13 protein-coding genes are annotated in these 25,090 nt (G+C 35.5%); 10 read left to right on the top strand and 3 right to left on the bottom strand.

Going from position 1 to position 25,090, the window contains the following annotated elements:
- The 3 genes from ACESQI_RS15010 to ACESQI_RS15020 form a co-directional block, all read right to left on the bottom strand.
- Positions 1–906 (bottom strand): PD40 domain-containing protein, encoded by a 906-nt coding sequence (locus tag ACESQI_RS15010; protein WP_025868228.1) that lies wholly within the window; start codon positions 904–906, stop codon positions 1–3.
- A 16-nt stretch (positions 907–922) separates the two neighbouring features.
- On the bottom strand, positions 923–2,959 hold the full coding sequence (locus ACESQI_RS15015; RefSeq protein WP_229105794.1) for a glycoside hydrolase family 10 protein: 2,037 nt from the start codon (positions 2,957–2,959) through the stop codon (positions 923–925).
- 832 nt (positions 2,960–3,791) lie between these two features.
- Positions 3,792–4,640: a hypothetical protein gene (locus tag ACESQI_RS15020; protein WP_002558923.1), complete on the bottom strand. Its 849-nt coding sequence runs from the start codon at positions 4,638–4,640 to the stop codon at positions 3,792–3,794.
- 476 nt (positions 4,641–5,116) lie between these two features.
- Between ACESQI_RS15020 and ACESQI_RS15025 the strand changes: the two genes are divergently transcribed.
- The 10 genes from ACESQI_RS15025 (at position 5,117) to ACESQI_RS15070 (ending at position 25,031) form a co-directional block, all read left to right on the top strand.
- On the top strand, positions 5,117–8,152 hold the full coding sequence (locus ACESQI_RS15025; RefSeq protein WP_007483626.1) for a SusC/RagA family TonB-linked outer membrane protein: 3,036 nt from the start codon (positions 5,117–5,119) through the stop codon (positions 8,150–8,152).
- A gap of 15 nt (positions 8,153–8,167) precedes the next feature.
- On the top strand, positions 8,168–9,802 hold the full coding sequence (locus tag ACESQI_RS15030; RefSeq protein ID WP_007483627.1) for a SusD/RagB family nutrient-binding outer membrane lipoprotein: 1,635 nt from the start codon (positions 8,168–8,170) through the stop codon (positions 9,800–9,802).
- Positions 9,803–9,818: 16 nt separating this feature from the next.
- The gene (locus ACESQI_RS15035) at positions 9,819–10,667 is read left to right on the top strand and encodes a hypothetical protein (RefSeq protein WP_044166123.1); all 849 of its coding nucleotides are present in this window, start codon (positions 9,819–9,821) and stop codon (positions 10,665–10,667) included.
- Between the two features lie 12 nt (positions 10,668–10,679).
- Positions 10,680–12,320: a PKD domain-containing protein gene (locus tag ACESQI_RS15040; RefSeq protein ID WP_007483629.1), complete on the top strand. Its 1,641-nt coding sequence runs from the start codon at positions 10,680–10,682 to the stop codon at positions 12,318–12,320.
- 22 nt (positions 12,321–12,342) lie between these two features.
- Positions 12,343–15,087 carry a family 10 glycosylhydrolase gene (locus ACESQI_RS15045; RefSeq protein WP_044166375.1) on the top strand — a complete coding sequence of 915 codons (2,745 nt, stop codon included), beginning with the start codon at positions 12,343–12,345 and terminating at the stop codon, positions 15,085–15,087.
- 59 nt (positions 15,088–15,146) lie between these two features.
- A complete protein-coding gene (locus ACESQI_RS15050; RefSeq protein WP_007483632.1) occupies positions 15,147–16,574 on the top strand; it encodes a T9SS type A sorting domain-containing protein in 1,428 nt (475 codons plus the stop codon).
- A gap of 145 nt (positions 16,575–16,719) precedes the next feature.
- The gene (locus ACESQI_RS15055) at positions 16,720–19,155 is read left to right on the top strand and encodes a phosphodiester glycosidase family protein (RefSeq protein ID WP_007483633.1); all 2,436 of its coding nucleotides are present in this window, start codon (positions 16,720–16,722) and stop codon (positions 19,153–19,155) included.
- A gap of 6 nt (positions 19,156–19,161) precedes the next feature.
- A complete protein-coding gene (locus ACESQI_RS15060) occupies positions 19,162–21,639 on the top strand; it encodes a phosphodiester glycosidase family protein (RefSeq protein WP_373126495.1) in 2,478 nt (825 codons plus the stop codon).
- 17 nt (positions 21,640–21,656) lie between these two features.
- Positions 21,657–22,529 carry a hypothetical protein gene (locus tag ACESQI_RS15065; protein WP_373126497.1) on the top strand — a complete coding sequence of 291 codons (873 nt, stop codon included), beginning with the start codon at positions 21,657–21,659 and terminating at the stop codon, positions 22,527–22,529.
- Positions 22,530–22,547: 18 nt separating this feature from the next.
- Positions 22,548–25,031 carry an Ig-like domain-containing protein gene (locus ACESQI_RS15070; protein WP_373126498.1) on the top strand — a complete coding sequence of 828 codons (2,484 nt, stop codon included), beginning with the start codon at positions 22,548–22,550 and terminating at the stop codon, positions 25,029–25,031.
- The last annotated feature ends 59 nt before the right edge of the window (positions 25,032–25,090 follow it).

Here is a 25,090-nt window from a genome sequence, read left to right on the forward strand (position 1 = left end):
TTATTTTAATTCAATGTTCATAATGTAAATTTGACCTTTTTCTGAGTTGAATGCAATTTGTTTACTATCGGCTGAGGCTGCCGGATACATAGCTATTTTTGCAAAAGGTGTAGTAAGTGTCTGGCGGATTTTACCATCAATGGTTGTTGCTGTGATTTCTGAAGTAATAACTTGATCACCGTCATCTTTGTCGTTCATTCCGATAATCCATTCATTATTTAACCAACTGGGAGCATTTAGTTTTTTCAATGAAACAACATTTTTTCCATTAATGTCACAAACAAAAGTACCATAAGCAGCTACTGTATAAACGATGTGTTTGCTGTCGGGAGATATACTAGCCCAAAAGTAACTTTTGTTCTCTCCATTTGGGGTGAGAATTTTACGAATGTTTCCTGTATATAAAACCATTTTGCGATCTTCAATATTGATATACGGGTCTACATTTGAGGCCGTATTTCTCATTTTTTTCATAGTTCCACCTTTGATTACTGCTGGTACATTTTCTGCGAATACAGGACTAATTTTTTCATGCGTGGCATCAATTAGCTTTTCTTGCTTTTTATTGTTTAAGGAATAACTTTGCAGTGAAGAAAAACGTAATTTATTTCGTATTTCGGTCTTTTTAAATAAAATAGTGTTTTCGTCGGCACTGATGCGTACACCATAGCCGGCACCTGCATCTGTTACCAGTTTTTCGATTTTATGAGTTGCTATAATGTGACAATTCAGACCCTCATAATTTTCAGTAGTTGTGAGTAGATAAGTACCCTTTGGACTGAAGACCGGATGAAAATATCCTCCTTGTTCTGTCCCATTCAGAAGCTGGATAGACTTGATGTCGATTCGCTGTGCATAAGAAAGTTGCCCAATCAAAATGAGCGATAATAATAATAGTTTCTTCATGACTTTTTAAGAATGATTAGTTGGTTATTTTTAGTGTCAATTGTTTTTCTGCAATTTGTAGTTTTGCAATGTACATTTCTTTATTAGGCAATGATAGTGGAATTCTATTTTCACCTTCCAATAAACAAAGTGTTTGAGAAAAGGTATGATAACCCTGTGTGGAATAAAGCTCAAGTATTGCGTTAGAAGCTTTGTCTGCATATATAAATAGATATGGATTTCCGTATTCGTTGTATACGTAAATTTGTGAATTGGTTGTGACGGAGGTCTTTATACCACTTGCTGTTCCAATTGTGAATTGACGAGCTTCCGACCATGTATCTAATGTATTGGCTTTTCGTGTTTTTACACGCCACCAGTATGTTGTATTCTCTTCTATACTGCCAACTAATCCAGAATTGTATTTAGTATCTGTGGTTTCCATTGAAGCTACTAAATCGGTAAATTGGCTGTTACGAGATAGTTGCCAGATATAACAATCGACATCTGAAGCTCCTTGCCATTGGAATAAAGTTGCTTTGGAAATGCTGGCATTATCATCAGGATAAGTTAACACCGCTGTAATTGGTGCAGCCGGTGATTCACCAAATACACGTGGCGCATATTCATTACCATATCGGTCAATAACCGAAACTGCAATTTTGTGTGTAGAGGTAGATATACCTTTCTTCATACGGAATTGTTTGTCGTAGGTAATAGAAACTAAATGTTCTGATTTGGAGAAGGCACCTGTTTCGTTCCGTTTGGCAATTGGTACAGCATATACAGCGTAACGTACATTTTCATCAGAATTGTGTATCCATGAGATGATACTACCCTGTGGGGGGCCTGTAAATGAAATAGGTTCTTGTTCGGGTGCCGCTTTCCAGTGGATTGCAGGGGGGAGTGCCGGGTATTGAAAAACGTCAGTTTTAAATTTTTCACGGAAGGGGGCATCATAAACCCAAGCTAAGGTATTATAAAATACGTTTCCGGGGGCATTATCATAATTTGTACTGCGATTTTTCAAAGTTTGGTTCTTAAATTCATCTGTATTCTTGTAATAACCTGCATTGCTTGAATTATTTTCTGCATAACGATAGAGAGCCATACTCGAATAGAACTGTTTACCAAAACGATTGGTTAGATCCGTCCACCAAGTGCAAAGCTTGTTATAATCCTGTGCACCACCTGTTTTCCAGTATAATTGTGGTGATAGATAATCAACTGTACCCTCTTTTAGCCATGCTACAGGATCACAATAAATCTCTTGATACATATTTCCTCCTGTAATACCCGAAGGTAACGGAATACCTTCTTCTTCTGCTACACTGGTGTTGGTTGTCCAAATACCGAATGGTGAAACTCCAAATGTTACATAAGGTTTTATAGTTTGAATTGTGTGATAAACATCGGCAATCATTTGGTTTACATTGGCACGTCGCCAGTCATGTACGGTTTTACCAGGGTGGGCATTCGACCATGTTCCGAAATATTGCGATTGCGATTTTGCATCTTGGTTGGTGGTACCTCCGTATGGGTAGAAATAATCGTCGAAGATGATGCCGTCTATATCATAATTTGTAGTTATTTCTTTTACTATATTTGTAATTAGTAATCGTACTTCGGGGATAGCAGGATCTAAAATCACGTTGTCGGAATACCAAAGTAACCATTCAGGGTGTGTGTTCTCATAGTTGTATGGCCAGTTATTGCTTCCTGTCCATCCATCGCCAGTTTTATTATAACGATATGGATTGAGCCATGCATGACATTCGATCCCTCGTTTGTGGCATTCTTCTATGACGAACGCCAATGGATCATATCCCGGATTGGTACCTCGTGGTATCTTTAGGTCACTTGACCAAGGTTCATAAGACGATTTGTACATCGCATCACAACGTGAACGTACCTGAAAAAATACAGTGTTGAGATTCAATGTTTGAATTGAATCAAGCATTTTGAGCATCTCTGCTTTTTGTGAAGTAGCTCCTGCGCTTTTAGGCCAGTCAATACCACCTACTGTAGCAATCCAGGTCGCTCGCATTTCTCGTTTAGGACACTGGGCTTCCATGTTTATACAAAAGTATAAAAATACGAGGAATAGATAATAATTTTTAACGTGCATAGTATTATTTGATAATATTAATAATGTTATTTGTTATATATTTAAGGAACGTTTGATTTTGTTTTTTAAGTAATCAAATTCTTTTTAAACTGTTTTTGTTTTAAAATATATTTAAAACATCTCTAATTATAAATTATGAATAGCAGTGATACATTAATATTTTTACATCACTCGTAATTTATTAGAAAACGTCAAAGAGCATTTGAATCTATTGAGCTCTAATGTTTAACAGCTTAATGTTACTAAGTTCTATCAGAACTTAGTTTTTTTTCTTATTAATAAGTATGGTTAACTTTTTATTAATTGTTTTGAGATGCAATATTATCATTAAACAAAGGTCGAAAGAATTCTTTGAGAATTACTTCATAGCAAAGATAAGAATAGTTTTAATATCAAGAACATTAATTTGCATTTATTTTGATTTATATTTATTAATTCACAATAATATAAAGTGATGTATTGCATTCTAATGAAATATAAGTAACGTGAGCTTAACGAATATGATTACAATAACACTTCTTTGTTTTCCCGTTTACAGGAATAGTATTTTAACACACACTTAAATAGGTAATTAACAAAGTATTAAATACGTACTTTTGATATTATAAAGTACGTACTTTTTTAAAGTCTGATTATCATTGTTTTATATCCTTCAAATAGCTATGTCAAATTATACTTTTCTGATAGGAAACTTTCTAATAATATTAGAAGTATGGCTATAAAAGAATTCGTCGGACTCACGTTAAATAGAAAAAATAAACTTTGTACGGCATTTATCCTATGGTTCTTCTATATTTAAGGAATGGAATTCTATTAATCCAGTCATTGGGGTTTCTTCAATAATATCAAGTTCTACTCCAAAACCACGAGCGACTTCTCTTAATATTTCGGAGTAGCTGTATGCTACTGAACCAACAAAACGAATAGGATAACTTTTATAATCATACTGACACACACTACGGATAAAAAAGTTTTTCAAATTATTGGTTAACAAGCTATAAACATAGTCGTTATCTAAATAATCTGCTAAGAAATAAGATATAGTAGCAAGGAACCGATTGGGAAATGGTAAATTGTAGACAGATTCCATAGCATCATTTGCAGTTATACGAAACTTATCATAAAAGTCTGTTGCAATATATTTAGGGGCTAACCCTTTAAGAACGTCAGCCAGAAAAAGTTTACCTAATACTGCACCGCTTCCCTCGTCACCTAATATGTAGCCTGCGGCTTTCACATTTTTGACAACGATTTTACCATCGTAGAAACATGAATTGGAGCCAGTTCCTAATATGCAGGCAATACCTGCTTCACATTTAAATAAACCACGTGCAGCAGCCAACAAATCACTTTCAACTTGAATAGGAGTCTTAAATTGTGCTACCAGAGAAGCACCCAATATGTTTTTTTTCTCATAAGAGGTACATCCGGCACCATAATAATATACTTGATCCAATTTCTTTTTAAAGAAGGATTCTGGTAAACCGAGTCTTACACTTCTGCTTATTTCTCTTCTGGTTTGGAAAAAAGGATTCAGCCCTTCCGTAAAAGCTCTCTGTACGAGATGATTATCTTCAACAAGAGCCCACTCAGTTCTTGTAGAACCACTTTCTGCGATAAGTTTCATTCCGTAGTCTTTTTTGATTTGGTTACAAATATATAATCTTTTTTGCTATATCTTTCATTCTTCAATAAGATTTTCTTTAGTGCCAAACTAAATCAGTGAGAATTATGGAAGTATATTATATGATCATATAATGAAATACTGCTAAGTTCTGATAGAACTTAGTATGAGTATTTGAGGTAATGAAAAGTTGAGATCTTTAAATAAGAAAATCATGTCTGATAAAAAGAAACCTTAAAGATGATGTTTGTTAGACATTTTCCTTCTTATAATTCTTGTTTAAAGACCCCTGTTTTATAACTAATTAAATCGTCGTTTTTATAGAGCATAAAAGTGTATATAATAAGGTAATGGGGTATCTGTTTCTGTAATCAGAAAAGAATACTTTTTTTACTGATTTAAGTGAAAATTTATTCTAATGTTCAAATCCATATGCTTGCGTTGGATAGAGCTAAATAAAATTATTAATAGATTATATTATGAAAAAACAGTTATTAGTTCTACTCTTTTTCTTCTCTGCTGTGGCTGCATATTCACAGCATACGATTACTGGAGTGGTGACTTCCTCTGAAGATGGAATGCCGGTCATTGGGGCATCCGTTGTTGTTAAAGGGAATGCCAGTCTAGGTACAATTACTGATATTGATGGAAATTATTCAATTAAGGCACCTGACAATTCTACTTTGGTGTTCTCTTATGTAGGTATGGAGACACAAGAGGTGAAGGCAGGTAAACAGTCTGTGATAAATGTTGTCATGAAACCTTCTTCAATAATGGTTGATGAGGTTGTAGTGACGGCAATGGGAGTAAAAACGGAAAAAAAGAAATTAAATTTTGCGGTGCAAAGTCTGGATTCGGATGAAATTGTTGCTGGTCAATCTGCAAATTTTGTGAATTCATTGCAAGGTAAAATAGCCGGTATTCAGACCAGTAGTACGGGAGGCTCTCCTAATGCAAGTTCTCCTATGATAATACGTGCCATATCTTCTATTAATCCGGGACAGAGTAATGAGCCTTTGTTTATAGTAGATGGAATGCCTGTTAGTGGTGGTGGTACGGCAGCCGGTGATATTAATCCGAATGATATTGAAAGTATGACTGTTTTAAAAGGAGCGGCTGCAGCTGCTTTATATGGACAGGAAGCTTCTAACGGAGCTATCATGATTACAACAAAGAGTGGTAAAAGTGGAAAAATAACCGTGAATGCTAATGCCAGTGTACAAATTGACAATGCGGTGCGGGCTCCTGAAATACAATCATTGTATGGACCTGGTGCACAAGGTTTTTATAAAGATAATACTGTTATTGGTGGCTGGGGACCTTTGTTAAGCCCAGGGCAAAAAGTTTATGATAATGTGGGCTCTTTTCTTGGCACGGGATTCTATCAGAAATACGATGTGAGTGCGTCAGGAGGAACAGATAAGTTTTCTGCTTATGCTTCTGCCAATTACTCTAAGAGTGATGGAGTTGTACATGATGATTATAAGGATCGGATGGGATTTCTCATCAAGGCAAATTATGATGTATCTAAATGGGTTAAAATGTCGTTATCGGCAAATATAATGGAGAGTAAGTCTAGAGGTTTTGGTAATTCTATGCTTTCTGTATACCGTTGGCCTATTAATGATCAAATGAGTTACTATAAAGATGCTAATGGTATACGTTGGCTTTTAGATAAATCTACATTAACTGATGATGAATTGAAAGATTTGGTCTTGAATCCAAATTGGAGTAGATACGAAGATTATGGAGTGACTGAGTCTACACGAAATATTCTTATGGGATCGATAGAATGGACTCCTGTGAAGGATTTGATGTTTTCAGGAAAAATTAGTTATGATAAGAAGCATACCATGACTGATTCATATATGACCCCGCGCTTTGATAAATCAGATTTTACCAATCCGGATAATATAGAACTGACAAATTTTGGGCAATATACTTTTTCTCCTAATAGAAATCAATTATTAACGGTGCAATTATTAGGTACTTATAAATTGACGGTTGCAAAGGATTATGATATTGATCTTTTAGCTGGATTTGAATATAAGGATACAAAAGGTATTGAAGCTCAGTTAGGAGGAGCGGATTTTGTGTTACCTGGTGAATTTTATAGTATGCAAAATGTGGGTGCACTTACTTCTGATGCTTCATTTGATTATAATACAAATTTGTATCATTATCGACAGAATAAGTTTGGTTATTTTGGAGAAGTTCGTTTGGGATATAAGGGGCTTGCACAATTGAGTGCTACTGTTAGGCGTGATATGTCATCAACATTAACAACTAAATCCTACATTTATCCTTCTGTTACAGCTGGTATTATATTTTCTGAATTATTGAATTTGTCTAGTTCTGTTTTCTCTTTTGGTAAAATCCGTGGTAATTGGGCTAAGGTTGGCAAGGATGGTCCCCGATATAAATTTGATAGAAATTTTAAGCAATGGAGTAGCTTTCCGGACGGAGGATTTGGCTTGGATTCGACTGTTGGAGCAAGTAATGAACTACTTCCGGAAATGACTAAATCCTGGGAGATCGGTGCGGACCTTCGTTTCTTTGATAGTAGAACAAGACTGGATGTAGCCTATTATTCAACTACGGTTGATAATCAGATTGTAACAGTACGTGTATCTCCGGCTTCAGGTATGATTCTACAAACTCGAAATGAAGGTGCTGTAAAAAATTATGGCGTGGAAGTACAATTTTCTCAAGATATATTATCGAATAGGGATTTTAAATGGACTGCAGGGTTGAATTTCTCATTGAATAGAGGAAAAGTCACTAGTCTACCAGAAGGAATGACCGAATTGCAGGGAACTCAATTTGGAGATATTTTTCCGACTGCTTATCTGAATCATTCTACTACTTCCATTACCGGTAAAGATTATAAAAGAAATCCGGAAGGAAAGATTATTTGCAAAGAAGATGGTACGCCAATTATTGATTCAGCAAAAGGAGTTTTGATAGGGGATCGTGCACCAGACTTTTTATTGGGCTTAGTAAGTTCTTTTAGCTGGAAAAACTTTTCAATGTCTTTTTTGCTTGATGGGCGTAAAGGAGGCGATGTTGTAAATGTAACAGGAAGAGGATTATTTTCAAATGGACAGCATAAATCATATGAAAAGTATCGTAATCGTGAAATTGTTGTTGATGGTGTAATTGAACAACCGGATGGAACTTATATACCAAATACGAAACCGATTATTTTTAATCAGACAAATATGAATACTTATTTTTATGGAGTTAGTTCTAACTTTATTGAAGATGGTTCTTATATACGGTTAAGTTATTTGTCGTTTGCGTATAATTTTACTCCTTTCCTTAAGAAATCCCTTATTAAAGGGCTTAAATTAACTGTCACTGGTAATAACCTGTTCTTGTTAACTAAATATTCAGGGTCAGATCCACAAATCAGTGGGAATTCGTCTGCTTCAGGAACAGGCTCTTTTGGAATTGATAATTATGCAGTTCCAAGTACGCGTAGTTTTAATTTTACCCTTAATGCAACATTCTAAAATTTGATGATTATTATGAAAATTGTAAAATATATAATAGGAACCTTGTTATTATGTGGCAGTCTTACTGGTTGTGAAGATATGCTTGACGATAACATAAATCCGGATAAATCGAATAAAGTAACTCCGGAACAAGCTTTGCCAGTAGTAATGTTTTATGCTTCTCAAGCGAATTATGATCATGCTGAATATGGAGCCTATCTCTCAATGGCGTTGACTACTGGAGGAAAAAGCCAGACTAATACATATGCTTATAAAGGTGGTTGGGAGTTTCTGACAATGAATCGGCATCCACAATGGCGTCGTCATTTTTATGACATTGGTGCAAATGTAAATGAGTTGATAAAAGCAGCAGAACGAATTAAATCTTTAAATTTTGTTTTAATAGCACGAACGATACGCTTAATGTCAACTCAGTTGACTACTGATATGTTTGGGGATATGCCACGTTCGGAAGCTTATCTGTCGAACTCTCCAAAATATGATTCACAAGAGAGTATTTATCAATGGATGTTACAAGAAGCTGATGAGCTTATTGCGCTATATGATAATCCCGAATGGACTCAAGCTCCTGGTAATATTAAAATTACCACAAAAATGGATCGTGTTTTTGGGGGAGATTTAGGAAAATGGAGACAGTTTACTTGTGCGTTGAAAGCGCGTATTTTATTGCGTAAGTTACCTAACTGGGATAATAATAGTAATAGTTGTGAGCAGATAATAAGTGCAGTTGATGCAGCCTTAGATAATTGGGAAGAACCACGTTATCAATATGATGGTGGTACTGGAGTCGCAAGTTCGCCTTGGGGACCTTCTCAGCCGATTATCAATGGATGGGAGAGTCGTGGTAATTTATTGGATAAAGCTATCGTTTCAAAATATTTCTGTGTAGATGTTATGGGAGTTTTTGAGAAACCAACTTTAGTATCTGGTAAAGCAGAAGATCCTCGTTTGGAAAAAATGATGACAGCTCGCTCTGGCCCGGAAGGAGATACCGGAATTAAATTCCGATATCTGGAAAACAATATTGGTATGGGAGTCTCATATAAAGAGAGAAATTATCCGGATTTGTTTGCTGGTATTTATACAAAGGATGACGGATATATTCCATTGTTTACTAAAGAAGAGTTATTACTTATAAAAGCTGAAGCATCTTATTGGAAAGGGGATAAGGCTACAGCCCGAACATTAACGGTTGCTGCCGCTGATTATAATATGGATAGATATGGAGTTCCTAAAACAAGTTTACCAAGAAAGAACTATTTTGAAGGAACCTATAAAGAAAAGTATTTCCCGGAAGGTAATGCGTTTACTCTCCATCATTTGATGTTACAAAAATATGTTTGTATGTATTTACAGCCTGAACAATGGACAGATATGAGAAGATATAACTATAGTAACAATGTAAATAAAAAGATGTATGATGGAATAATTGTATATCCAACTCTTAAACGTCCTTACAATTTGTATGAGCCTTATTGGTTGAGTGATAAAAATCCTGATGGCACAGTTAAAGAAGTTTGGCTTCAAAGAATCAATTATGATCCGGAAACTGAAGAGAAATATAACAGGGCAGAATTAGAACGCCTTGGAGCTTATAAAAATGCAGATTGGTTGAAAGTCCCAATGATTTGGGCTGTATATAAATAATAATCATTAACTGAGTATGAAAATGAAAAATATAGCTAAGACTACATTACTTCTAATAAGTATAGCTGGTTTGGTATCCTGTGAAATTAATGATCCTGTAGATGACTGGGCAAGAATTGGTCAGGAGGTTCCGCATACTGTTTGGGAGTTATCCAGTACTAAAGTAAAAGCAGGTGAGAATCTGGCTTTTAAAGCACAATATTATACGAAAGGAGAAAAGATTGACAGACTTGAGGTTTGGTATGATTTAACTGAAAATAAAGCAATGGAAGCTAAGTGTCCATTTGTTAGTTTTAATTATTCATTATCTGTGAATGTTTCTTCTTCGGCTCGTGAAGAACAGTCTATTAGTCAATATGTCCATTCAGAAGAGAATTGGGATATCGATAAGAGAGCTTATGTTATAAATGAAACCTTTCCGGTGAGTAATACTTTACGTCCGGTGGAATGGAAAGATGTGGTAGATTTTGATTCTGAAAAGTTTTCAACTTTATTTCCTGATACTTTTGCTACTGCATTTAAAAAAGGATTATATGAGAAACTTGAACAGAATACTTATTTGACAGATTATCGGACTGTTTTGGTTACGACAGGTGAAATTACTGTAGAAGATTTTAACGCTTGTCTTGATTCTACCTTTAATGAAAACCGTCAGGACTATGATAAGTTTGTAAAGGAAGAGAGAAAAGCTGAACTCAAAAGTAAGTATAATAACATTCCTTTTGAAGAACTGATCTATAAATCATCTGAATCTAAGTTTCAGATTTCTTATTTGAAATCTTATAGTATAGGTGCGACTTTCCGGGTATATGATGAAAAAAATAATCAGGGAGTTTCTGAGAAATTTACAATTGAAATAATCTAATATCGTTAAGCTATGAATCTATTAAGAAGTATATTAAGCAGTACAATATTTATCCTTTTGTTGGTAGGATGTATAGAAAATGATCCTGTTTACGAATATTTTCCAGGTGATAAGATTGCTTTTTCGTATGCAGTGGATGGCGAATATGCGATTGATTATTTAGTTGGATCGAAAATTCAATTCAAAAATAATTCAGTAGCAGAAGGAGAGTGCATATGGGATTTTGGTGATGGTTCGGAGAAAGTTAGAGAGTCGGAACCGATTCATAAATATGAAGTGGCTGGAACATATGACGTTGTTTTGGAAATTGTAGGCGAAGGAAAACTGAAAAAGAAAATTCTTATTAGTGATATTTTTCCAACAGTTAGTATAGAGCCGATTGAAGGAGGAGTTTGCGAAGTAGACAAAACGACAATTGAGCTTTCTGTATACTTACCTAATCCGGAAGCACTTGAAGTTGAATATACTTGGATGTTCCCGCAAGGTACAATGGATCAGGATGGAAATGAAGTTTTAGAATATAAAGGAGAAAATCCAGGATTGTTGAAATTTAAAAATATAGGTTCTCAGAAGATTGTGCTGAAAACCAAGCTGGGAGGTCGTTCTTTGGAAGAAGGTGTACTTAATGTACCGGTTGCTTATAATAAACCGGCTAAAACCCTTTATTACGCAGTAAAGGGGGGCAATTTGATGGCATTGAAATTAATTACAGATTTACCAGAGGGTATGAATAATAATCCATTTGATTTAGGTATAAAATCTGGGCAGCATCCAATGAATTTGGTGTTTAATGATTCTTGTCTGTATATATTTGATCCTGGGAAGCAGTTTACTTATATATCGGATGAAGATGGTGTTCTCGGAGATGGATCTATCTCTGCAGTTGCTTATGACGGTAGTAAGGTGGAAACTGTATTAACAAATACTAATGCTGCGTTTGATGATCCATTCTATGGATTCATAGAGGGAGATAACCTTTATTTCTCTGATAGAAATAAAGGAATCACAAGAGTTAATAAAACGTCCAGAAATATGGCTCTGGATCGTAATGATTCTCGTTTTGGCTATTTTGTTCAAAATGAACGATTACTCTATTATAATGCGGGGTATCAATATGGAGCGATGAATGCTTGTATGACGAAATTGAGTGATGGTACCTGGTGGTGGTCTAAAACCTATAACGGACTTGGCATCTTCCGTTTCAAAGAATCAGATATCCTACCGTCTACTATAAGTATCGGTGAGGCAGGTAAACCTTATCCTGTTTTAGCGAATGGTTTCTTTATTAAATCGTTTGTTGTTGACGAAGTTCGCAAAATGGTATATTATGCAATCCGAGATAAAGGTGTCTATAAAGCTACTTTATCCGATTTTACAGATCCAACAAAAATTACAGCTTCTAATCCCGGAACATTGATTCAAGCTCTTATTTCTGATAGTGAGGGAGCTTCAGGTGAATATGTAGACATTTGCCAGATGGCTCTTGATCCGGATGATGGTTCAGTTTATTTTGGCTATAGAAAAGATCCGGCTTCGACCGTTGTATCAGGATTGAAAAGGTATAATCCGACTACTAATGAGATAGAATCGGTAATAGATAATGTGGAAATTTATGGAGTAGCAATAAATCATACTAAAGCTAAATTGTTCTAATATGATTTCTCTAAACAAGAATATGAAGAAAAAAAGTCTTACTATCCTGATCTGCATGTTTGCATTCTCTTTATGGGCTCAGTCGCCCAAAAGAGAGATGCGGGCTAGCTGGCTTGCTACTGTATATCAGTTGGATTGGCCCAAATCTGTAGTGTCTCAAACAGGTAATGAGGTTGAGATAAATACACAGAAAAGATTGATGACCAGAATTCTTGATTCATTGGTGTCTGCGAACATGAATGCTGTTTGTTTTCAGGTTCGTAGCAGATGTGATGCTATGTATCGTTCCAGCTATGAACCGTGGGCTTCTGATTTGGTAAAAAAACGTGGGTTAGATCCTGGATATGATCCACTTGCTTTTGTTGTGGAAGAGGGGCATAAACGTGGCTTGGAAGTACATGCCTGGGTAAATCCTTACCGTTATGAATCTTCTGTTTCAGATGCAACCTGGAATGAATTACCCAATGATTATAGAGTTTCTAATCCTGAATGGATTTTACAAGTTGGCAATGCAAGTATCTTAGATCCTGGTTTGCCTGCTGTAAAACAGCGTATTACAGATGTTATTCAGGAGATTGTAGAAAACTATGATATTGATGGAGTTTTGTTTGATGACTATTTCTATTTGCAAGGAATTTCAACTCAAGATGCAAAAACTTATGCAGAGAATAATCCAAACGGATTGGAGTTGGCGGATTGGAGAAGAAGAAATGTGAACGATTTGATTGCCAATGTATATAATATGATCCAAGAGAAGAAGCCTTATGTAAAGTTTGGTGTTTCTCCGGCAGGTGTATGGGATGTTTCGGCAGATGTGGCTGCTTCTTACGGTATAACACTTTCTAACATAACGGCTGGTTATGCTTATAATGGAATATATTGTGATCCGGTAGCGTGGTTGTATGAGGGTACGGTAGACTATATTTCTCCTCAGATCTATTGGACTATAGGCTCCTCTAATGATTATAGTGTTTTGGCTCCTTGGTGGGCAAAAACAGCTTTACATTTTGGTAAAAATTTCTATTCAAGTCATTCTATAAGTGGTTTGAGTGCTGCGTTGAAAGCCACACGAACAACAGAGGCTACTTCTCAAGGTTTGTCATCATTAGAACAAGCTATTACAGCAGAGAATAATGCGGTTTCAACCAGGGCATTCGGAGCTTCGGAAGTGGCAGCACAAATTCAAATAAACAGAGATGCAGATAAAAGTGGAGCTCCGGGGAGTATTTTTTATGCGACAACTAAGATATATTCTACTAAGGGCTTTATTGATTATTTGAAATCAGAGAAGTATGCGAACAAGGCACTTACTCCAGCTATCCATTGGAAGAACAGTTCTGATCCGGCAGTTGTAAATAATATTGATTTGGTTGATAATACACTAAGATGGAATTCTGCCGGAGAGAATATGCGTTATGCGATATATGCTTTACCGAAATCGGAAATTTTAAATTCTGCAGATATTACTACTTTACTTAATACCTCTAAATATTATTTGGGTTTATCATATGTTTCTACATTTACATTGCCCAAAAACGTAGATTTATCTTCTTCTGTTTTTGCGGTGGCTATAGTTGACCGTTATGGTAATGAGTATGCTCCTATAATCATGGGGCAGGAATCATTATTGGGAATTTCTCCTCAATTGGTATATCCGGATAATGGAACAGATGTTTTAGCACCGTTCTCATTTAAGTGGAAAACTGTAGAAAATGCTATCTCATATATAATTGAAATTTCTTTAACTCAGGATTTTACATCAGTGATTTGTGCAAGAGAAGTGACTGAGAACTTGTTCTCAACGCATAATCTACCTCCACTTGTTAAAGAACAAAACTATTATTGGAGAGTTAAAACGAAGACAATTGGAAATATAAGTGAACCCTCTGAAATAAGGAACTTTACCTGTTCGCCATTTGCAATAATCACACCTGAGGATAAGAGTACTGATGTTTCTTTATCTCCTACGATTGTATGGAGTGATGCCGGACGGGAGGCTACTTATTTATTGGAAGTATCATCTAATCTGAATTTTTCTTCCAGTCAAATTGTTTTTTCTCAAACGTACAATACAAATACTTGTCAATTGACGAATGTACTGGTAGGAGGAAAAACTTATTACTTGCGTGTGAAAGCTCAGATAGAAGGAGAAGAAACTATCACAGATATTAGCAGCTTTACGACAATAGAACAAATTCCGGAAATACCGGTTGTGATTTCTCCTGTTAATAATTCTCATGTTTCCAGTGAACAAATACTTGTAAAATGGAGTGAGGAGCCCAGAGCTAAAAGTTTTAGAGTTGAACTTAGTTCTCAAGATAATTTTCCTCCAAGACAAGTTAAGGTGAAACAAATAGAGCCTTATACTTATGAAACTTTTTTTGAAGATATATCTGCCGGTACTTATTATTTACGAATGCGCAGTGAATATTTTTCAGAGTCTGCAATTCTATATACAGATTGGTGTCCTACTGTGACTTTCTATTATTCAGGGGCCACGGGTATAAAAGAAAATCTGGATGGGAAAGATATTGCTTTTATCCGTACCGAGAACGATCAAAAACAATTGGTTCTGAAACTTGATGAAATGTCTTGGGTTAATGCTGATCTTTTGTCTGTATCAGGTATGGTAATATCACATATTTATGACGGAGAAGTTAATGGAGAAGCCAATGTTGATATTCCTGTAGATAACTTATCCCAAGGAATCTATTTGATTAAGATAGATACAGGGTGTAGAATCATATTGTTGAAATTTGTGAAATAGGATGTATTGCTTTTCAATATAGAAATAACTTTTAATGTTTAATTTAAAAAACAAGTATTATGAAAAAAGTCTTACTTACTGCTGCAGCTCTTATCTTTAGTATGGCTGCAATGAATGCTCAAACGGAGGTTAAAGATCCTTTTGTTTATGAGCCTGTAGATGGTTATGTTTTGAAAAATCTTTGGATAAAATCAGTTAAAACACTAAATGATCCGTCAGCTGCTTTAGGTGAAGCTCGTGGTATGGCGGCTTTAAATGGTGAACTTTTGTTTTGTAGGCGGGATGGAGATCCTTCCGTATCAAGTATTGATGTATATGATGGTATGACAGGCGCATTTAAAAAAAATGTGGCTTTGGCTTCGGACGTATTTGTGGGGGCAGGAATTCCGTGTAATGATATTCAAGTAGATGATGCTGGAAATGTTTTAGTTGCCAATTTGGCTACGGATGTTGTTAAAGGAGGTTTTCAGGTATGGAAAATCGACATAACAACTGGAATTGGTACTAAGGTTATTCAATGTAATTTGCCATTATTAGAAAACGGAGAGGCTACTCCAGTCATTCGGATTGACGCATTCGGTGTATATGGTGATGTAAATGGTGATGGGTATGTGATGGCTGCAGTTGCAGGTGCTGAAGCTGGTATTGGTGATCAGATTCTTCGTTGGGATATTAAAGGAGGAAAAGTGGTGGTTTCATTAACAGGTGGACCGGAAACAACTGAGAATCCAGCAGACTATCCTGAGATGATTACTATTCAGGAATATTATCCATCTACTACTCCTTCAAATGGTACTGCCCCTCGTGTATGCCCTATTGATAATGATCTTTTCTATTTGGATGGGTTTAATACTGCAGCAGCTATTTATGATATGAGTGGTATATTAATCGATAGTTTTGAAAAAGCTCCAGATTTGGCACCTAAACAGGTTGGTAACAATGGTGTTGATGAATTTTCTTTGGATGGTCGGAATTTTATTATTTATAGTTATACTAACACTGTTGATGGTACCTGTCCTCAAGCATGGGCATTATGTGATGTTGGAGAAAATATGACTTTCGAAGGTATGAAAAAACAAGCTATATTCCCAGGTAATGGTTTGGGTAATGTGTCTAATCCGGTTCGTACAGCATTGCCTCGTATTGATGTGAAGCAAGATGCAAAAGTTGCTGTTATTTATGTCTATGCATATAAGAGTGGTTTCGGTGCTTATGTGTTCGGTGAAGAAAGTGCTGTTGATAAATTTATTAATCCTCAACCAGATGGTATATCTGATATTAATACTGCTAATTTGAAAATATCTGTAACAGAAAATGGAGTAACTGTCAGTGAGGCTGCTGAAGTGACAGTCTATGATTTTACAGGTCAGCAGATTGCTGCTCAATCAAACGCTACACATGTAACACTATTACCAGGTAATTACATTGTTAAAGCTGTGTCTGTAGACGGTAAGTCTGTTTCTACTTCTAAAGTTCTTATAAAATGATTATTCATTTTATAAAAATCGAATGATTAGATAATTCGTATTGACATTTTGAACGAAAAGGGTGTACTTAATAAGTCACCCTTTTCTTGCAAGTGAGTGAGTGTTTTTGATTTATTGCTTTCTTTTTATTTTCCAAATGACATTTATGAAGAAGATATACATATTATTTTTATTATCGGTTTTTGTTGCAATATTTTCATATGCGCAAAATGATAATGAGGCCTTGATTGGAGGAGTTACATACAAAGTTGATACTCTTTCTGCCATGAAAGTAGGACCTGGATCTTTTTATACAGCTTTAAAATATTCTAATGGTTCAAAACATATTCGTGCTTATTTACTGGAAGTAGATACTCAGAATCAGTATATAAAATTTGAATCAGTTTTAGGAAAAGATTCTCTTGTGACTTGTGAATTAACTTCTGGCATGGCAAAACGAAAAAGCCGTGAAGGGGCTGTTTATTTTGCCGGAACAAATGCCGATTTCTTTGCGACAACCGGTAGTGTAGGATATCCTATTCATGGATGCGTTATGGAAAATCAGATAGGACGTACTCCTGCCAATTCACCTCATATGGCTTTTTCAGGTAACATTCCTGTGTTGGATAATCTTGTTTTTGAAGGTAGTACCTGTAAAATAGGTGAAAATGTTTTGAATATTAATAATATGAACACGGCAAGAGGTGAAAACCAATTGATCTTATACAATACACTGAATGGAAATTATACTCATACTAATAATAGCGGAACTGAAGTTCTGATAGAGTTGTCAGAAGATACAGAATGGAATGTAAACACTATCTTAAAAGCAAAAGTTATAGCTAAAATTCAAAATAAGGGGAATATGCACATGGCATCAGGACAAGCTGTTTTGTCTGGTCATGGTTCTGCTGCTGAATTCTTGAACAAGGTAAATGAGAATGAAGAAATAGAACTTTACTTAGGTATTCGGTTTGTTTCGTTAGATAAAAAAATTAAAGTGGATGCTGCTGTAGGTGGAGATCGATTAATTTTACATGATGGGGTAATTACTGATAATGATTGGGCTGAACTCCATCCAAGAACAGCTATAGGATATTCTGAAGATGGTGATAAAGTTTATTTTTGTGTAGTAGATGGTCGCTCTTCTGTGTCAGCAGGGGTACGAACCAAGGAGTTGGGCGATATTATAAAAAGTGCGGGAGCTTTCCAGGCTATGAATCTTGATGGTGGAGGTTCGAGTGCTATGTATATTAAAGAGTTAGGAATAATGAACAGGCCAAGTGATGGAAATGAGCGTGCTGTTTGTAATGGTATTTATGCTGTAAATACTGCTCCGGAAGATGATCAAATTACAGAAATTAGAAGTACTAATTATTCTATTAACTTACCTCGATATGGAATGTATACTCCGGTATTTTATGGTTATAATCAATATGGGACATTAATAAACACTGATTTGAAAGGAGTGAAACTGTCTTGTGAGAAAGAGATGGGGACTATTGAAGGTAACACATTTATTGCTTCAGGGACAGAAGGAGGAAAGTTAACAGCAGAATATAATGGAGCAAAGACTACAATGAAAGTAAATCTTACATCCGATATAACTCCGGTTCTGAAGCAAGAAAATGTACTGACAGATAATAATCCGTATCTAATAGAAGTTCAGGCTATGGCAGGTGAAACATTGGTACCTTTATTACCGGATGCTCTTGATTGGACGGTAGATGATTCTGCCATTTGCTCTATTAATAAAGGTGTTTTGACGGGACTTACCAATGGAGTAACCAATGTACATGGGAAATTTGGAGAAATCGAAGTAACTTTAAAGGTAACTGTAGAAATTCCTTCTGAAAAAACAATGCCGATAGATAAATTAATTGATTTTTCTAATTGGGAAATAAAGAGTTCATCTAATATAAGTAATGTATCTCTTAGTTCTGCTAAGTTGCCTTTGGATATTAACTATACCTATAGTAGCGGACGTGCCCCTTATATTCAATTGTTAAAAGAGTACCCTTTATATAGTTTACCAACTTCATTAAAAATAATATTAAATACAGGAAATGCAGCAGTATCGAGTGCGATTGCTGGGATAAAAGCCAATAATACCATGACATATACTCCGTGGCAATATGTGAATATTCCAGTTGGAGAAGATTATGTGATTGACTTGAAAATGGAGGAAGTATTAGCTGATGCGTCTGATCGGGCTTCCTATCCTGTTTATATAAATGGATTAAAATTGATGTTGGATAATTCAAAGCATCCTACTGGCAATACCAAAGTTACAATCAAAGAATTTTCTATGAATTATGGGAATCTTGTAGTTGGTATTAATCAGTTGGAACTGATATCTCGTATTCATGTTTATCCGAATCCTGTTAAAAACGGAGAAGCTTATCTCTCTTTGGATTGCGATGCTACTCATTCTTTACGTATGGAACTTTATACCATGTCTGGTACCCTTGTTCGTGTGTCTGATTTGGGTAACCAGTCAGGACAGGTGAAATTACCACTTGAAGGATTGCAGCCCGCAATTTATTTTATGAAAATACTGGATGGAAATAAACAGTATTCTGCTAAAATAATTATAAAATAAGTAAGTATGAAAAAATATTTGATTCAAGTAATAAAAACATTTGTCCCTGTGATGGTATTGGTGATGTGTTTTGTTATTGATGCCTCAGGAAATGAAAGTCAAATTGATACACTCGTTCATAGGCAAGTGGCTCCTGGAATAACATATACTAAAACGTATTTTCCAATGTATCCTTTGAATGTCTATATGTTGACTGTTGATTTGAATAATGAATACAATACGGTTGAAACTTTTCAAGCTGGTAACCAAGCTGGTAAAACAGAAGCTATGACAGATGCTTTTAAGCGTTTAACAACAGCTTCTCATACTCCTATTGGGAGTGTAAATGGAAATTTTTGGATTGTATCAGGACAAGGGTACCCTAATGATTTGTTAGGAGTACCTCATAGTGGAAGTATTCGTAATGGTGAAATGGTAACAGAACCTAATGATTGGAATCGTGGTCACGGAAATATTGGGTTTGCCGCTTTAGATAAGAATAAAAAACTCTGGATCGATGATATGAACTTCGATGGAAAAGTGATTGTAGAAGGCCAGGATAGTTATTCAATATCTCAAGTGAATCGTGTACGTGGAGCCGACGAACTTGTCTTTTTTAATAATTATGTTGGTAAAACTCGTACGGATGATAGCGGAACTGAAGTTTTTATCAAACCTGTTGAAGGACAAATATGGGGAATAAATGAGGATGTGAGTTGTGAAGTAATACGGATTATCAAAGGAAAAGGTAGTAATGATATTTTGCCCGGAGAATCTGTACTCTCCGGTAGCGGGATAGCTCAGACTTTTTTAGATAAATTACAGGTTGGGCAGTTGCTGAAAGTGAATATGGGAGTTTGTACACTTGTAGATAACTTTAAACCGATGGTTCAGCAAATGGTAACGGGAAATGCATTGGTTATGAAGAATGGTGAATTGACAGACAGGAATACGAATGAAAGTTACAATTCGCAGCTATATCCTCGTACTGGAATTGGTATGTCTGAAGATGGAAAGAAACTTTTTCTGATTGTAATTGATAAACAGAGTGGTTCTATCGGAGCCACTACAGCTACAATGTGTGAAATTTTGAAATCTGTCGGAGCCTATAATGTTGCTTCTATGGATGGTGGAGGTTCTGCCCAAATGATGTTACAGGGCTCTATTGTGAATAAACCGGCTGATGGAAAAGAACGTCCTGTAGCAAATGGTTGGATGCTTTTTTCTACTGCTCCTCTTGATGAAAGTATTTCTACCATAGATTTTTCAGACTACACTGTTGTTATACCAGCAAACGCTTCTTATAAGCCGGATTTTTTGGGATATAATAAATATGGAATGTTGGTTACTGAACATTTGGAGGGAGTTACGCTAACATGTGATTCAGAGTTGGGAAGAATCGTGGATGGAAATCTTTTTGTGGCTTCTTCTGTGCCGCAGCAAGGAGAATTGATAGCACATTATAATGGAAAAGTATTACATAAGAAAGTAGTAATAGAGAAGTCTGATATTTCTTTTAGGTTGGATTCTGTGATCTTGGATAATAAGATGAAATATCCGATTGAGATAGAGGCACAATCTAATAAAACAATCTTCCCGATTGAACCAAGTCTTCTGAACTGGCAAGTAGAAGATAAAAATATATGTAAAATAGAAAACGGAGTTTTGGAAGGATTAAAGAATGGGGTTACGTGGATAACAGGTACTTATGGTGACTTTATAGGACGTATGAAAGTTATTGTTGAGATTCCGGAGAATACAACTTATTCATTTGGTAACTTTGCAGCTCCGGATTGGAAGATAACAACCAATATCTCAAATGCTAATCAACTGATGACAGGTACTAAAGAAGATGCAAAAATAGAATTTACTTATCAATCAGCTCGTTCTCCTTATATTATGATGGCAAAAGACATACGTCTCTATAGTCTGCCGAAAGCGATTAAGTTTACTATTGATCCTCATAATACTACTATAAAAAGTATGATACTTGGACTGAAAGTAAATGGAGAGCTAAAGAGCAGAAGTATTGAATTGGGAGGACTTGAAAAGAATACAGACAATGAAGTTATTATTCCGGTTTCTTCATTATTGGATAATGTGAATGACTTAGCATATTATCCTCTGATTTTTAATTCATTAAAATTTATGCTGGAAGTAAAAGATATGATGGCAAATGAAAAATATACTATAGAGCTTAAAGAGTTTCAGATACAATATGGAAATAGTGTTGGGCTTGTAGGTTCTAATAGGTTTTCTGAAGTCATTGTATACCCAAATCCTATTGTAGATGGAAAATTGTATTTATCAATGATTCTTGATAAGGAGGAAAAGCTTTATGCTGATGTTTATTCTATTTCCGGGCAATGTATAAAAAAGATTACTCCTGTTGTTTGCCAATCAGGTATAAATGAGCTAGATATGAGTGGATTATCTACAGGTGAATATATACTTCGTATAGTATATGGAAATAATACAAGTGTTCATAAAATAATAGTGCGTTAATCATAAAAAAATAATTTATGAGAATATTAGTAATTTTATTGTTGAATTTGTTTGTCGCATCAGTTGGTGGACAGATTGTGAATGTGAAAAAACATTATCAACTTAAAGAGGTTGAAGGCAAAAATGTTTTTCATCCGATATTTGACCCTCAAGGGAGCCAGCTATTAGTTACTTCTGAAAATTATGTAGGATTAGATTTGTTGAATATTCATACAGGCGATATGGTTTCGATAACAAAAGAGGAAGGCGCAGGATTTAATCCGGTATTTAGTGGGGATGGGCAAACAATTCTCTATCAAGCAGCTATTTCGAAAGAGAAACGTCAGTACCGGACATTAATCAACTTTGATTTAAGTACAAAGAAAGCAATTCGCTTAAGCGAAATGACGCGTTCACAGAATGATTTGAATAAAATTCAGAGTGCATTAGTACACAAAGAGAGAAGATCATTCGGTGGTATATCTGTGGTAACTGAAGACCTTAAAATCGTTCTTTATCAGAATGGTAATAGAAAAGAGTTGATGCCTGTAGGAGTAGTACCTGGTTATATTTGGGTATCTTTATCTCCTAATGGCGAAATGATTTTATTTACGGCTGTTTCAAAAGGGACTTTTGTCTGTGATTTATCAGGTAAAGTAATATCTTTTTGGGGGAATCTGAATGCTCCGGTGTGGTATGGAAACGATTATGTTGTTGGTATGAAAGATAAAGATGATGGTAATGTTATTACTTCATCTCAGGTGATAATAGCTACTATAGATGGGAAAACGCGTCAGGAATTAACACCGAAAGAAAGAATCGCATTATACCCAGCTACATCTTCAGTCTCTAAACAAATAGCTTATTGTACGGATAAGGGAGAACTGTTTATAATGGAAATAGATAAATAACCCTAAATTTGATTGAATATGAAATACATATATGTAATTTGTTGCTTATTTCTAATCACGATAAAAGTGAGCGCTCAGGATTTATCAGGAGTTACTATATTAGTAAATCCAGGGCATGGGGGATTTGATAGTGATGATAGGAACATAACTATTGCTCCTTTTGCATCTGGTGATCCTAAAGGTTTTTGGGAATCTCAAAGTAATTTCGATAAAGGTATCCAATTGCGTGATTTACTTGAAAGAGCAGGGGCGAAAGTAGTGATGTCACGTTTATCCAATAAACCTACAACTTATCAACTTGATGAAAATGGACAAATAGTAAAAGATAAGGATGGAGATCCGATTATTACCTATACAGATGATACTCCATTGACTCAAATAGTACGGATGGCTAATGAAGCAAATGCTGATTATATGCTTTCAATTCACAGCAATGCGGGGGTTACTAATTATATACTTCAACTTTATGCTGGAGTTGATTTAGATGATACTTATACATATCCTACTCCAACACCTTGTTCTGACGAAAGTAGGGAAATTAGTACAATTATTGCTAAGAATCTTTATACTAATCAGGTGAATACCTGGGCTTCAGGAACTACAGTTCGTGGTGATAAAACCTTTGGTAGAACGGCTATGAAATGGTCAGATGGTTATGGGGTATTACGTGGGTTGAAAGTTCCGGGATGTATTTCAGAGGGTTCAATGCATGATTATATTCCTGAAACATACCGACTGATGAATATGGAGTATAAATGGTTGGAAGCATGGCATTTTTATAAATCTTTCTGTGAGTATTTTAAAGCTGGAGAAATCACAAGTGGAAATATAGCCGGGACTGTACATGACAGTCGTAATTTGAATCCGGGAAATTATCTGAAGATTAAAAATAGTAAAGATGAATTATTACCTTTACATAAAGCTAAAATTACAGTTAATCCCGGAGGATTGGTATATACTACAGATGAGTTGTATAACGGAGTTTTTGTTTTTAAGGAACTAACTCCTGGAATTTATACTGTAACAGCTGAGGCTGAAGGTTATACATCTCATACAGAAACATTGGAGGTGAAAAAGAATGAAACTACTTATTTTAACTTCATGTTGAATATGATACGAAATACCCCTCCGGAGGTTATAAATTATTCTCCAGTTGCAGAGTTAACAGAGCCTGTAAAGTGTGCTACTCCCATTGTGTTTGAATTTAATTGGGATGTCGATGTTGAGTCGGCTAAAAAAGCGTTTTCTATTCTTCCTGAAACAGAAGGAACAATTTCATTTGAAGATAGTCAACATCGGATGATTTTTACCCCCGATCAACCTTATCAGGTTTCTACAGTATATACAGTAAAATTGGGTAAAAGTTTGCAACATCCGGCTGGGTTGAGTATGCTTAATGATTTCTCATTTCAGTTTATGACTGATAATCGTAATCTGTTGAAATTTTTGGCATGTTATCCTACTCCAGGTGTAGAGTATGTTAATTATGGTAAGAATGCTCCTTTTGAATTTAGATTTGATAATAGATTAAATTCAGCTATGGTCAGGGATGCTGTTAAAATATATAATTCAAAAGGTGAAGAGTTATCTAAAGTACCCCGTTCTATAAAAGTAAATTCTGTCAGTGCACCTTATGGTTCTTTGGCGTTCACTCTTTCCGAAGGATTAACAGAAAATGAAACGTATCGTGTTGTTGTTGACAGAAATATGATTGATGTTGATGGTATTGATATTGTTGAACCGATGGATTATACTTTTAAAGCTGTAGATGTGAAAGTAACAGACAGAACGGTTGGCCTGGATATGGAAACTGCCGGAACATTTACTTATTTTGCAGATGGCAGTACAGGCATTACGTCGGCCAGTACTTCCCGGAATACCTCTAAAGTGTTGTTTGGTTCTTCTTCTGGTGCGTTTACATATAATTTTGCGGTAGATACAGCAGACGGTATAGCTTGTTATCAAACTACTTCAGGATTTCAGGTTGATGCCACTAAAGCAATTGGTATGCATGTTTTGGGTGATCTGACCGGTAATGAGGTTTGGTTACAACTGTCTTCTTCTGATGGAGATGTTCAGGAGATCAAGCTTGCCGATCTTACATTCTGTGATTGGGCATTTGTAGAAGTTTCTTTGGGAACCCTTCCTGCAAAGAAAACTTATGAACTTACCGGATTGAAAATAAAGCAGAAAGCACAACCTCTGACAAAAACAGGAACGATTTATGTAGATAATGTTTTGGTATATGACAATACTTTGACATCTATAGAAGCTGAAATCGTTTCAGGATTCTCTTTCCGTTATATTGCCGGAACTAATGAAATTGTGGCAAGTAGTGACAAGGTAGTATCTATGGAGCTTTATTCATTATCGGGAGAACTATTATCGAAAGTGGCTTCATCTCGGATGGATGTTGGTGGATTGACCAAAGGTATTTATGTGATAAAGGCTAATTTGGAATCAGGAAGTAGCGTTTCGCAGAAAATAGTTTTGAGAGATTGATACTGATTTTTTAATAACGGCTGGCAAATAGGCCGGCCGTTACTTAATTTGATAAAAAA

This window comes from Bacteroides sp. HPS0048 (genome assembly GCF_964240755.1).
GTDB lineage: Bacteria > Bacteroidota > Bacteroidia > Bacteroidales > Bacteroidaceae > Bacteroides > Bacteroides nordii.